Origin of the sequence: Streptomyces sp. NBC_01429 (genome assembly GCF_036231945.1) — a bacterium.
Lineage (GTDB): Bacteria > Actinomycetota > Actinomycetes > Streptomycetales > Streptomycetaceae > Streptomyces.
On sequence record NZ_CP109599.1, the window covers coordinates 7,723,288 to 7,738,055 of the forward strand.

A 14,768-nucleotide genomic window follows, 5' to 3' on the forward strand; every position below is an offset into this window, starting at 1 on the left:
ACGTCTTTTCCGAACTGGGAGGAACATCCCCATGGCCAGCACCGAAGACAAGCTCCGCGACTACCTCAAGCTGGTCACCGCCGACCTGCGGCGGACCAAGCAGCGGCTGGAGTCCGTCGAGGCCAAGCACACCGAGCCGATCGCCGTCGTCGGCATGGCGTGCCGCTTCCCCGGCGGTGTCAACTCTCCCGAAAGCCTCTGGGAATTGGTCGCCGAGGGCGTCGACGCGGTGGCGGACGTCCCCGAGGACCGGGGCTGGGACTTCGACTCCCTCTACGACCCGGAGCCCGGCAAGCCGGGCAAGAGCTACGTCCGCCAGGGCGGATTCCTCACCGGGGCGGGCGACTTCGACGCGGAGCTGTTCGGTATCGCGCCACGTGAGGCGCTTGCCATGGACCCGCAGCAGCGGCTGCTGCTGGAGTCCGCGTGGGAGGCCATCGAGCGGGCGAGGATCAGCCCCCTTTCCCTGCGCGGCAGCCAGACCGGTGTGTTCGTCGGCGGCGCCGACACGAACTACGGCTCGCTCGCCCGGCAGACCGAAGAGACCGAGGGACACCTCCTCACCGGTGGCGCCACCAGTGTGCTCTCCGGACGTATCGCCTACACCCTCGGCCTGGAAGGCCCCGCGGTCACGATCGACACCGCCTGCTCCTCCTCGCTGGTGGCGCTCCACCTGGCCGTGCGCGCCCTGCGCTCGGGCGAGTGCTCCATGGCGCTCGCCGGCGGTGTCGCGGTGATGCCGACGACCAGCCTCTTCACCGAATTTTCCCGGCAGCGCGGGCTCGCCCCCGACGGCCGGTGCAAGCCCTTCTCGGACGCTTCCGACGGCACCGGATGGAGCGAAGGGGTCGGCGTCCTCCTCGTGGAACGCCTCTCGGACGCCCGCCGCAACGGCCACCGTGTCCTGGCCGTCGTCCGTGGCACAGCCGTGAACCAGGACGGCGCCAGCGGTCGGCTCACCGCCCCCAACGGACCCTCGCAGCAGCGCGTCATCCGCGCCGCGCTCGCCGACGCCCAGCTGGTGCCCGGCCAGGTCGACGCCGTCGAGGCCCACGGCACCGGCACCACCCTCGGCGACCCGATCGAGGCCCAGGCCCTCCTCGCCACCTACGGTCAGGAGCGCGACGAACCGCTGCGCCTCGGCGGCATCAAGTCCAACATCGGCCACGCCCAGGCCGCCGCCGGTGTCGCCGGTGTGATCAAGATGATCATGGCGATGCGCCACGGGATCCTGCCGCAGACCCTCCACGTCGGCACGCCCTCGACGCAGGTCGACTGGTCGGCCGGCGCCGTGGAACTGCTCACCGAACGCATGGACTGGCCCGACACCGGCCACGCCCGGCGCGCCGCCGTGTCGGCCTTCGGCATCAGCGGCACCAACGCCCACGTGATCCTTGAGCAGGCTGAGCCCGCCGCCGAGACCACCGAACCGACGCCGGACACCGCCCCGGTGACGGCCCGCCCCGGAATGGTGCCGTGGGTCCTCTCGGGCCGGACACAGGCAGCGCTGCGCGCGCAGGCGGCCCGCCTGCTCTCGCACGTACTCCAGGAGGGCGACGCCCTGCGGTGCCAGGATGTCTCCCTCTCGCTCGTATCGAGCCGGGCCCTCTTCGCACATCGCGCGGTGGTCGTAGCCGACGACCGCGGCTCGGCCGAGCGTTCGCTGTCCGCGCTGGCCGTGGGGGAGCCGGACGCCGCTGTCGTCGAGGGTGTGGCGGCTTCGGGCAGGTCGGCGTTTCTGTTCTCGGGTCAGGGGTCGCAGCGGCTGGGTATGGGTCGTGGGTTGTATGAGCGTTTCCCGGTGTTCGCGGAGGCGTTCGAGGCGGTGTGTGCGGGGTTGGATGCGCATTTGGAGCGTCCGCTGCGTGATGTGGTGTGGGGTTCTGACGCGGAACTGCTGAACCGTACGGTGTTCGCTCAGGCCGGGTTGTTCGCCGTGGAAGTGGCGTTGTTCCGGTTGGTGGAGTCGTGGGGTGTGCGCCCGGACTTTGTGGCGGGTCATTCGATCGGTGAGGTCGCGGCTGCTCATGTGGCGGGGGTGTTCTCGCTGGAGGATGCCTGTGCGCTGGTGGCTGCGCGGGGTCGTTTGATGGATGCGCTTCCTGCGGGTGGTGCGATGGTGGCGCTGGAAGCCGCTGAGGGCGAAGTTGTTCCGTTGCTGTCGGATCGTGTGTCGCTGGCTGCGGTGAACGGTCCGACGTCGGTGGTGGTGTCGGGTGCCGAGGATGCGGTGGCGGAGATCCGGACCCACTTCGAGGGTCTGGGGCGCAGGACCACGGTGCTGCGGGTGTCGCACGCGTTCCATTCACCGCTGATGGAACCGATGCTGGAGGAGTTCCGCCGGGTTGTCGCGGGGCTGTCGTTTACGGCTCCGGCTCTGCCGGTGGTGTCGAACGTGACCGGTGGGCTCGCCGATCCTGAGGTGCTGTGCTCGGCCGACTACTGGGTGCGCCATGTCCGCGAGGCGGTGCGTTTCGCCGATGGGGTGAGCGCCCTGGACGCGGAGGGTGTGACGCGCTTCCTGGAGTTGGGTCCCGATGGTGTGCTGTCGGGGATGGCCCGGCAGTCCCTGCCGGACGAGGCACTGGTCGTACCCGTCTGCCGCAAGGACCGCGACGAGGAACCGACGATCGTCACGGCCATGGCCGAACTCGCCGTACGGGGAACACACGTCGACTGGCCCGCCCTGCTCGCGGGTACGGGCGCGCGCTGCGTCGATCTGCCGACGTACGCCTTCCAGCACCAGCGGTTCTGGCCGCGGACGACCGAGGCCACCACCGGTGACGTCGGCGCGGCCGGACTCCGGGCGAGCACCCACCCCCTGCTGAGCGCCGCGGTCGAACTCTCCGACAACGAGGGTTCCGTCTTCACCACCCGTCTGTCCCGCCAGTCTCACCCCTGGCTCGCCGAACACGTCGTCATGGGTTCCGTGCTGCTGCCGGGCACCGCCTTCGTCGAGCTGGCGCTCGGTGTGGCGGACGAGGTCGGTTGCGACCGCGTCGAGGAACTGACCCTCGCCGCCCCGCTCGTACTGCCGGAGCACGGCGGGGTTCAGCTCCAGCTCAGGGTGGGCCCCGCCGACGAGTCCGGCCGCCGCGGCCTCACCGCGCGGTCCAGGACCGAGGGCGAGGGCGAGCGGCCCTGGCTCCGGCACGCCACCGGCACGCTGGCGGTCGGCGAGGAGAGCGGCGCGGACGGTGAATCCGGCCTCTTCGCCGCCACCTGGCCGCCCGCCGGAGCCGAGGCCGTCGACCTGACGGGCCTCTACGAGCGGATGGCCGAGGGCGGCTTCCTCTACGGCCCCCTCTTCCGCGGCCTCACGGCCGCCTGGCGACGCGGTGACGAAGTACTCGCCGAGGTAACGCTCCCCGAGGTGGCCAGGGACGACGCCGCTGCGTACGGCCTCCACCCGGCGCTCCTCGACGCGGCTCTGCACGTCACGGCGTTCAACGGCATGGACCGAGGGGTGGTGCCGTTCTCCTGGGAAGGCGTGTCGCTCCACGCCTCCGGCGCCTCGACGGTCCGTGTCCGGGTAGTCCGTACCTCCGACGACGCGGTGTCCGTGGAGGTCGCCGACACCGAGGGCGGCCGGGTCGCCTCCGTCGGCACCCTGGTGCTGCGGGCCGTCGCCGACGACCAGATGGGCGGTGGGGCGGCTTCGGCCGCACGCGACGCCCTCTTCCGGCTGCGGTGGCAGCCGGTGGCCGGCGGACACGCGCCGGAGTCGGTGGCCGTGCTCGCGCACACCGACGCACACGTCTTCGCCGGCCTGCCGTACCCCGGCGTGGCGAACCTGGCGGCGCTCGCGAGCGACCCCGCCGACGTTCCCGGCCTCGTGCTCGTCGGGCTGACCGGTGGAGGCACCGCCCACGACGGCGTTGCCGAGTCCGTCCACGCGGTGACGGCGCGGGCGCTCTCCCTGCTCCAGCAGTGGCTCGCCGAAGAGCGGTTCGGCGCGGCGCGCCTGGTGTTCGTGACGCGGGACGCGGTTTCCGGCGGCGATCTCGCGGGCTCGGCGCTGTCCGGGCTGGTGCGCTCCGCCCAGTCGGAGAACCCCGGCCGCTTCGGACTGATCGACCTGGCCGACGATACGACGGTCACCGGCTCCCTGCTGACCCGTGCCCTCGGCGCGGTCGCGGACGAGCCACAACTGCTGGTGCGCGACGGGGAGATCCTCGCCGCCCGACTGGCCCGGGTCGCCGCCCCCGAGACCGCCCCGGAGCGGCCCTGGGACGTCGACGGAACCGTGCTGATCACCGGCGGTACGGGCGGGATCGGCCGCGAGGTGGCCCGCCACCTGGTCGCCGAGCACGGCGTACGGAACCTGGTGCTGGTCAGCCGCAGCGGGCCCACCGCCCCGGGCGCCGAGGAACTCGCCGCCGAACTGGCGGCCCAGGGCGCCGCCGTCACCGTCGCCGCCTGTGACGTCGCCGACCGTGACGCCGTAGACGCCTTGATGGAACGGCACCGGTTCACCGCTGTCGTCCACACCGCGGGCGTGCTCGACGACGGCGTCGTGGGATCCCTGACGCCCGAGCGGCTGGCCGGGGTGCTGCGTCCGAAGGTGGACGCCGCGTGGAACCTCCACGAGGCCACCAAGGACCGGAACCTCGACGCCTTCATCACCTTCTCGTCCGTCTCCGGCGTGTTCGGCGGCCCCGGCCAGGGCAACTACGCGGCGGGCAACGCCTTCCTCGACGCCCTCGCCCACCGCCGCCGCGCGGACGGGCTCGCCGCCGTGTCGATGCCGTGGGGCCCGTGGACCCAGGACACCGGCATGACCGGCACCCTCTCCGACATCGACCTCCACCGCATCGCCCGCACCGGCATGCCGGAGATCACCCCGTCCGAGGGAGTGGCCCTGTTCGATGCCGCCCTCGCCTGCGAGGTCGGCAACGCGGTCGTACTCCCGGTACGTTTCGATCTGGCGGCCCTGCGCGACCGGGGCGACGTTCCCCCGCTGCTGCGCGGACTGATCCGCACCCCCGTCAGGCGCGCCGCGGTCGCCGGTACGGCCGCCGCCGCCGGCCTGGCCGGACGTCTCGCCGCGCTCGACGAACCGGCCCGCAAGGACGTCATCCTCGACCTCGTACGCGGACAGATCGCGCTCGTCCTCGGCCACGTCGGCGCGGACACCATCGACCCCTCGCGCGCGTTCCAGGACCTCGGCTTCGACTCGCTGACCGCCGTCGAGCTGCGGAACCGGCTGAACCGGGCCACCGGTCTGCGCCTGCCCGCCACCGTCGTCTTCGACTACCCGACCGCCGACGCGCTGGTCGGCATGCTGCTGGACGAACTCTTCGGCGCCCACCACGAGACCCCGGAGCCCGACCCGGTCGAGGCCCGCACCTCCGTGACCAACGACCCGATCGTGATCGTCGGCATGAGCTGCCGCTACCCCGGTGGTGTGTCCTCTCCCGAGGACCTGTGGCGGCTCGTCTCCGACGGTGTGGACGCCGTCTCCGACTTCCCCGACGACCGGGGTTGGGATGTGGAGTCGCTCTACAACCCGGACCCCGAGGTGCCCGGCACGTCCTACACCCGGCAGGGCGGCTTCCTGCACGAAGCCGCCGGCTTCGACCCCGAGTTCTTCGGGATGAGTCCGCGTGAGGCGCTGGCGACGGACTCGCAGCAGCGGCTGCTGCTGGAGGCGACCTGGGAGGCGGTCGAGCGGTCGGGTATCGACCCGGTGTCGCTGCGCGGCAGCCGGACCGGTGTCTTCGCCGGCGTCATGTACAACGACTACGGTGACCTGCTCGTAGGCGACCAGTTCGAAGGCTTCCGGGGCAACGGCAGCGCGGCGAGCATCGCCTCGGGCCGGGTGTCGTACACCTTCGGTTTCGAGGGTCCGGCGGTGACCGTGGACACGGCCTGTTCGTCGTCCCTGGTGGCGCTCCACTGGGCCGCGCAGGCGCTGCGCTCGGGCGAGTGCTCACTCGCCGTCGCCGGTGGTGTGACGGTGATGTCGACGCCGACGACGTTCGTGGAGTTCTCGCGGCAGCGTGGTCTGGCGGCGGACGGTCGCAGCAAGGCGTTCTCGGACGCGGCCGACGGCGTCGGCTGGGCCGAAGGCGTCGGCATGCTGGTCCTCGAACGTCTCTCGGACGCGCGCCGCAATGGCCACCCGGTGTTGGCGGTGGTGCGGGGTTCGGCGGTGAATCAGGATGGTGCGTCGAATGGTCTGACGGCGCCGAACGGTCCGTCGCAGCAGCGGGTGATTCGTCAGGCGTTGGCGAGTGGTGGTCTGTCGACGGCCGACGTGGATGTGGTGGAGGCGCACGGTACGGGTACGACGTTGGGCGACCCGATCGAGGCGCAGGCGCTGCTGGCCACGTACGGCCAGGGCCGCCCGGAGGGGCAGCCGTTGCTGCTCGGTTCGGTGAAGTCGAACATCGGGCACACGCAGGCGGCGGCGGGTGTGGCCGGGATCATCAAGATGGTCATGGCGATGCGCCACGGCGTGCTGCCGCAGACCCTCCACGTGGATCGGCCCTCGTCGCACGTGGACTGGAGCGCGGGAGCGGTCGAGCTGCTGACGGAGCGCGCCGAATGGCACGAGGCCGACCGGCCGCGCCGGGCCGGTGTCTCGTCGTTCGGCGTCAGCGGGACGAACGCTCATGTGATTCTGGAGCAGCCGGAGGCGGTCGGCGCGGAGGCGCCGGTGGTGGAGGCCGGTGGTGCGGTGGTTCCGTGGGTGCTGTCGGCGAAGAGCGCTGAGGCGCTGCGGGGCCAGGCGGCGCGCTTGCTGTCGCAGGTTCAGGGTGACGATGCGGCGTCGGTGTCGGCGCTGTGGGATGTGGGCTTCTCGCTGGTGACGAGCCGGTCGAGCTTCCGTCACCGTGCGGTGGTCGTGGGGGCTGACGCGGAGGAACTGGTCCGCTCGCTGTCCGCGCTGGCTGCGGGTGAGGTGGACGCCGGGGTCGTCGAGGGTATGGCGGGTTCCGGTAAGTCGGCGTTCCTGTTCTCGGGTCAGGGGTCGCAGCGGCTGGGTATGGGGCGTGGGTTGTATGAGCGTTTCCCGGTGTTCGCGGAGGCGTTCGATGCGGTGTGTGCGGGGTTGGATGCCCATTTGGAGCGTCCGCTGCGTGATGTGGTGTGGGGTTCTGACGCGGAACTGCTGAACCGTACGGTGTTCGCTCAGGCCGGGTTGTTCGCCGTGGAAGTGGCGTTGTTCCGGTTGGTGGAGTCGTGGGGTGTGCGGCCCGACTTTGTGGCGGGTCATTCGATCGGTGAGGTCGCGGCTGCTCATGTGGCGGGGGTGTTCTCGCTGGAGGATGCCTGTGTGCTGGTGGCTGCGCGGGGTCGTTTGATGGATGCGTTGCCTGCGGGTGGTGCGATGGTGGCGCTGGAGGCGGCTGAGGCTGAGGTTGTTCCGCTGTTGTCGGATCGTGTGTCGCTGGCTGCGGTGAACGGTCCGACGTCGGTGGTGGTGTCGGGTGTTGAGGATGCGGTGCTGGAGGTGGAGGGTCACTTCGAGGGGCTGGGTCGTCGTACCAGTCGGCTGCGGGTGTCGCACGCGTTCCATTCGCCCTTGATGGAACCGATGCTGGAGGAGTTCCGGCAGGTGGTCGCGGGTCTCTCCTTCACCGCTCCGGCTGTGCCGGTGGTGTCGAACGTGACGGGTGGGCTCGCCGATCCTGAGGTGCTGTGCTCGGCCGACTACTGGGTGCGCCATGTCCGCGAGGCGGTGCGTTTCGCCGATGGGGTGAGCGCCCTGGACGCGGAGGGTGTGACGCGGTTCCTGGAGCTTGGTCCCGATGGTGTGCTGTCGGGGATGGCCCGGCAGTCGTTGCCGGACGAGGCGCTGGTCGTTCCCGTCTGCCGCAAGGGCCGCGACGAGGAGCCGACGATCGTCACGGCCATGGCCGAACTCGCCGTACAGGGCGTACAGGTCGATTGGTCTGGTTTCTTCGCGGGGCGGGGTGCGCGGCGGGTTGGTTTGCCGACGTATGCGTTTCAGCGTGAGCGGTTCTGGCCGTCGGGTTCTGTTGTGCGTCCTGGTGATGTGCGGTTCGCGGGTCTGGGTTCTGCTGAGCATCCGTTGTTGGGTGCTGCGGTGGAGTTGGTGAATACGGATGGGTTCCTGTTCACGGGTCGGTTGTCGGTGGGTTCGCATGGGTGGCTCGCGGATCATGTGGTGATGGGTTCGGTGCTGGTGCCGGGTACGGCCCTGGTGGAGCTGGCGGTGCGTGCGGGGGACGAGGTCGGCTGTGATGTGGTCGAGGAGCTGACGCTGGCCGCGCCGTTGGTGCTCTCCGAGCGGGGTGGCGCCGTGCAGGTGCAGGTCTGGGTCGGTGAGCCCGACGAGGCCGGTCGCCGTCCGTTGACGATTCATTCCCGTGCGGGTGATGAGCCTTGGACGCTTCATGCGCAGGGTTCTCTCGGGGAGAAGGCCGTTGTCGGCTCCGTCCCGTTCGACGCGGTGGTCTGGCCGCCGGAGGGCGCTGCACCCGTTGATGTCGTTGATTGTTATGACCGGTTTGCGGAGTCCGGGTTCGAGTACGGTCCGGTGTTCCAGGGGCTGCGGGCCGTCTGGACGCGTGGTGAGGACACCTTCGCCGAGGTCGCTCTTCCTGAGGGGACCGACGCGGACGCCTATGGTCTGCACCCCGCCCTCTTCGACGCCTGCCTCCACGCCTCGGCTGTGACCGGGCAGGCTGTCGAGGGCGGTGTGCCGTTCTCCTGGACGGGCGTCTCGCTCCACGCGACAGGTGCCTCGGCGGTACGCGTACGTCTCTCCCGTACGGCCGACGGCGCTCTCGCGATCGCGGTCGCCGATGGCGCCGGTGCGCCGGTGGCGTCGGTCGGCGCCCTGGTGGTGCGTCCGGTCTCGGCCGAGAAGCTCGGCTCCGCGCGTGACTCGCTGTTCCGGGTGGAGTGGGTCGCCGACCCGTCGCCCGTACCGGAGACGCTGCCGTCCTACGTCACTCTTGGCGAGGACGACGAAGACCTCGCTTCGCTCGCGGCGGGGGAGTCGGTTCCGGGTGTCGTGGTGGTGCCGTTGCACGGTGCCGTCGGTGGTGTGGTCGAGTCGGTGCACGTGGTGACGGCTCGGGTGCTGGAACTGACGCGGGGATGGCTGGAGGAGGAGCGGTTCGCCGGTTCACGTCTGGTCTTCGTCACCCGTGGCGCGAGTGCGGGCGAGGACCTTTCGGGGTCGGCCGCGTGGGGTCTCGTGCGGTCCGCTCAGCTGGAACATCCGGGCCGGTTCGGGCTGGTGGATGTCGAAGACGAGCCGGCGCGTGAGCTTCTGCCGAGGGCATTGGGCTCCGCCGAGCCTCAACTGCTGTTGCGTGGCGCGGAAGTTCTGGCGGCGCGACTGGGCAGGGTGACGACGGCCCCCGCGCACGCCGCGTCCGCGGAGTCCGTGGTGGACACGCCGTGGCGTGCGGACGGCACGGTGCTGATCACGGGTGGTACGGGTGGTCTGGGCCGGATCGTGGCGCGCCACCTGGTCGCCGCGCACGGGGTACGGAGCCTGCTGCTGGTCAGCCGCGGCGGGCCGGCCTCCGAGGGCGCTGAGGCCGTGGTCGCGGAGCTTGCCGCGCAAGGCGCCGAAGTCGCCGTTGTGGCCTGTGACGTGACGGACCGCGCGGCGGTGGCGGAGCTGTTCGCCGCGCACCCGATCACCGCGGTGGTCCACGCGGCGGGTGTGCTCGACGACGGGGTGATCGGTTCCCTGACCGCCGAGCGGCTGGCCGGGGTGCTGCGTCCGAAGGTCGACGCGGCGTGGAACCTCCACGAGGCGACGCGGGACACCGACCTCGACGCGTTCATCACCTTCTCTTCCGTGGCGGGCACGTTCGGCAGCGCGGGGCAGGCCAACTACGCGGCCGGCAACGCCTTCCTCGACGCCCTAGCCCGCCACCGCACGGCCGAGGGGCTCCCCGCGACCTCGCTGGCCTGGGGCCCCTGGGACCAGGGCAGCGGAATGACCGGAACCCTCTCCGCCGCCGACCTTGAGCGCATCGCCCGTACCGGCATGCCCGCGCTGTCCGTGGAGCACGGCACGGCACTCTTCGACGCTGCCCTCGCCGCCGGCGAGGCGGCCGTACTGCCCGTCGAGCTCGACCTGACGGCGCCGGGGATTCAGCGTGAGGTTCCCGTACTGCTGCGCGGCCTGGTCCGTACGCGCGTCACTCGTCGTGCGGCCGACGGCGGCCGGGCGGCGGCCTCCGGGCTGCTGCGACGCCTGACCGGGCTCACCGCCCCCGGGCGCAGGGAAGCGCTGCTCGACCTCGTGCGGACGCAGATCGCCCTCGTACTGGCACACGCGGGCGCCGACACCGTCGACCCCACGCGGGCCTTCCAGGATCTCGGATTCGACTCCCTCACCGCGATCGAACTCCGCAACCGCGTCGGCAAGGCCACCGGTCTGCGGCTGCCCGCCACGGCCGTGTTCGACTACCCGACCGCCAACGCGCTGGTGGACTATCTGTACGACGAGCTGTTCGGAGGGGCCGACTCCGAGCACACGCTCCCGGTCTCCGCGCTGCCGCCGCTGACGGACGACCCGGTGGTCATCGTCGGCATGAGCTGCCGCTACCCCGGTGGTGTGACCTCCCCCGACGATCTGTGGCGTCTGGTGTCCGACGGTGTGGACGCCGTCTCCGGCTTCCCCACCGACCGCGGCTGGGACGTCGAGGACGCGAACGAGTCCGACCCTGACCGGGCCGGCACCGTCGCGACCCGCTCCGGCGGATTCCTTTACGACGCACCGAACTTCGACCCCGACTTCTTCGGCATGAGCCCCCGCGAGGCACTCACCACGGACGCCCAGCAGCGGCTGCTGCTGGAGACGACGTGGGAGGCCCTGGAGGGCGCCGGGATGGACCCGGCGTCGCTGCGCGGCAGCAGCACCGGTGTCTTCGCCGGTGTGATGTACCACGACTACGCGCAACTGCTCGGCGGCCGCGAATTCGAGGGCTACCAGGGGAGCGGCAGCGCGGGAAGCGTCGCCTCCGGCCGGGTGTCGTACACCTTCGGTTTCGAGGGTCCGGCCGTGACCGTGGACACGGCGTGCTCGTCCTCGCTCGTCGCGCTGCACCTCGCCGCGCAAGCGCTGCGGTCGGGGGAGTGCTCGCTCGCTCTCGCCGGTGGTGTGACCGTCATGTCCACCCCCATGACCTTCGTCGAGTTCTCCCGTCAGGGCGGCCTCTCGCCCGACGGCCGCTGCCGCTCGTTCGCCGACGAGGCCGACGGGGTCGGCTGGGCCGAGGGCGCGGGCATCCTCGTCCTGGAGCGCCTCTCCGACGCCCGCAGGAACGGGCACCGCGTCCTCGCCACCGTACGGGGGAGCGCCGTCAACCAGGACGGCGCGTCGAACGGCCTCACCGCGCCCAACGGCCCCGCGCAGCAGCGCGTGATCCGGCAGGCGCTGGCGGGCGCCGGGCTCTCCGCGTCGGACGTCGACGCGGTGGAGGCGCACGGCACGGGTACGACGCTGGGTGACCCGATCGAGGCGCAGGCGCTGCTGGCCACGTACGGCCAGGACCGCGCGGCCGACAAGCCGTTGCTCCTCGGCTCCATCAAGTCGAACATCGGGCACTCCCAGGCCGCGGCCGGGGTGGCCGGTGTCATCAAGATGATCATGGCGATGCGGCACGGGACGCTGCCGCGCACCCTGCACGCGGACACCCCTTCCACGCACGTCGACTGGTCGGCCGGAGCCGTGGAGCTGCTGGCCGAGCCCGCCGACTGGCCGGGCGGTGAACGGCCGCGCCGCGCGGGCGTCTCGTCGTTCGGTATCAGCGGAACCAACGCCCACGTCATCCTCGAACAGCCCGAAGCGGTCACCGCCGAGCGCCCCGCCGAGCGCGATGCCGCCCCGGTCGCCTCCGCTGTCGGCCCCGTTCCGCTTCCGCTGTCCGGCAAGACCGAGGCGGCCCTGCGGGCCCAGGCATCGCGTCTGCTCCAGTACCTCGACGAGGGCCGGACCGGCGCCGCTTCCCTCGCGGATGTCGCCCACTCACTGGCCGTCGGCCGGTCCGCTTTCCCGCACCGCGCCGTCGTCGTGGCCGCCGACCGGGACGAGGCGCTGCGCGCCCTGTCCGCACTCGCCGGGGGCACATCGGACACCGAGACCACGGAGGGCCTGGCACGCCCCGGGAAGCGGGCGTTCCTGTTCTCGGGCCAGGGGTCGCAGCGGCTCGGGATGGGCCGTGGACTGTACGAGCGCTTCCCGGTGTTCGCGGAGGCGTTCGACGCGGTGTGCGCGGGGCTCGACGCCCACCTGGAGCGTCCCCTGCGTGACGTGGTCTGGGGGAACGACGCGGAGGCGCTCAACCGGACGCAGTACGCCCAGACCGGTCTCTTCGCCGTCGAGGTGGCTCTCTTCCGGCTGCTGGAGTCCTGGGACGTCGTCCCGGACCGGCTGCTGGGCCACTCCATCGGTGAGATCGCGGCCGCCCATGTCGCGGGCGTCCTCTCCCTGCCCGACGCCTGCCGACTGGTCGCCGCCCGGGGACGCCTGATGCAGGCGCTGCCCGCCGGGGGCGCGATGACGGCCGTCCAGGCGAGCGAGGACGAGGTGCTGCCGTCGCTGACGGACGGCGTCTCGATCGCCGCCGTCAACGGACCGGCCGCCGTGGTCATTTCCGGTGCCGGAACCGAAGTCGCCGCGATCGGGGCCCTGTTCGAGGCGCGGGGACGCAAAGTCACCTCGCTCCGCGTTTCCCACGCCTTCCACTCGGCGCTCATGGAACCGATGCTCGCGGAGTTCCGCGAGGTCGCCGAATCCCTGGAGTACGGCGCCCCGGCCATTCCGCTGGTGTCGAACGTGACGGGGCAGCCGGCGGACGAGGAGCAGCTGCGGTCGCCGGAGTACTGGGTCCGGCACGTCCGTGAGGCCGTCCGCTTCGCCGACGGTGTGCGTACGCTCGTCTCCGAAGGCGTCACCTCGTTCCTCGAACTCGGCCCCGACGGAGCGCTGTCGGCGCTCGCCGGCGGGTCGGCGCCCGAGGACGCCGCGTTCGCTCCCTGCCTGCGCAAGGGCCGGCCCGAGGACGCGACCCTGCTCGCCGCCGTGGCCCGGCTGTATGTCGACGGTCTCCCGGTCCGGTGGGCCGCCGTGCACGCGGGCACCGATGTCCAGCGCGTCGAACTGCCGACGTACGCGTTCCAGCGCGAGCGTTTCTGGCCGACCGGTACGGCGTCCCACTCCGGGGACATGCGGTTCGCCGGGCTCATGGCCGCGCGCCATCCGATGCTGGGCGCCGCCGTCGAACTGGCCGACTCCGACGGCTGCCTGCTCACCGGACGGCTCTCCGCCCAGTCCCTTCCCTGGCTCACCGACCACGTGGTGCGGGGCTCGGTGCTGGTGCCGGGAACGGCGCTCCTGGAACTCGCCGTGCGCGCCGGCGACGAGGTCGGCTGCGACCTCGTCGAGGAACTGACGCTCACCGCGCCGCTCCTGCTGCACGGACAGAACGGCGTCCAGATCCAGGTACGCGTCGGTGCCCCCGACGCGTCGGACCGACGCACCCTGAGCGTCCACGCGCGACCGGAGGACCAGCCGCACCAGCCCTGGACCCAGCACGCCGACGGTGTGCTGGCGTCCGGCACGGGCGATACTCCGTCCTTCGACACCACCGTCTGGCCGCCCACCGGCGCCGAGCCGGTCTCCGTCGACGGCGCGTACGCGCTCTTCGAGGAGTACGGATTCACCTACGGGCCGGTGTTCCAGGGACTGCGTGCGGTGTGGCGGCGGGGCGAGGACCTCTTCGCCGAGGTGGCTCTGCCGGAGGGCGCGCGGCAGGAGGCGGGCCGTTACGGTCTGCACCCCGCGCTCCTGGACGCCTCCATGCACGCGGCCATCCTCGTCGGTGACGCCCAGGACACGGTGGTGCCGTTCTCGTGGAGCGATGTCTCGCTGCACGCGGTGGGTGCCTCGTCCGTGCGCGTACGTCTGACTCGCGACGGTGGGAACCTGACCCTGGCCGTCGCCGACACGGCGGGCAGCCCGGTGCTCTCGGTGGGCTCCGTGGCCGGACGGCCGGTGTCCGCCCAGCAACTGGACGCGGGTGCCGCACGCGGACCGTTGTTCGGTATCGCATGGTCGGGTGTGCCGGTGTCGGTGGGGGGTGGGTCGGTGTCCTGGGTGGATTGGGATGCGGTTGCCGACTTGGGTCCTGCTGATTCTGGTCCTGCTGGTGTTGTTGTGGGTTCGGTGCCGGGTGTGGTGGTGCTGGATTGTGGTGGTGTGGTGGGGTCTGAGGTGCCGTCTGATGTGCCGTCGGGTGTGCGGGCGGTGTTGTATCGGGTGTTGGGTGTGTTGGGGCGTTGGCTGGCGGATGAGCGTTTTGCTGGTTCGCGGTTGGTTGTGTTGACGCGTGGTGGTGTGGCTGTTTCGGGTGGTGCTGGGTTGGATGTGGTTCAGGCTGCTGTGTGGGGTCTGGTGCGTTCGGCTCAGGCGGAGAATCCGGGTCGGTTTGTGTTGGTGGATTCGGATGGTGGTGCGGAGTCGGGGCGGGTGTTGGGTGCTGCTGTGGCTTTGGGGGAGCCGGAGTTGGCGTTGCGGTCGGGTGAGGTGTTGGTGCCTCGTCTGGGTCGTTTGGCCTCTGGTTCGGCTGAGGCTGAGGCTGGGGTTGAGGCTGAGGCTGTGGGTGGGGTGGTGTTGGATGCCGGTGGTGCGGTTCTGATCACTGGTGGTACGGGTGGTCTGGGTGCGGTGGTGGCCCGTTATTTGGTGGTTGAGCGTGGTGTGCGGCATCTGGTGTTGACGAGCCGTCGGGGTCTTGGTGCTCCGGGTGCGGAGCGTCTGGTGGCTG

General features: G+C 71.3%; 1 protein-coding gene (running past one end of the window). It reads left to right on the top strand.

The annotated features are described in order from the left end of the window. The first annotated feature begins 31 nt into the window (after positions 1 to 31). A protein-coding gene (locus tag OG627_RS33770; RefSeq protein ID WP_329071721.1) for an SDR family NAD(P)-dependent oxidoreductase crosses the window boundary here: on the top strand, positions 32 to 14,768 show its start. The gene runs 17,072 nt beyond the window's last position; 14,737 of the gene's 31,809 nt are visible here — the first part of the coding sequence; the start codon lies at positions 32 to 34; the stop codon falls past the right edge of the window.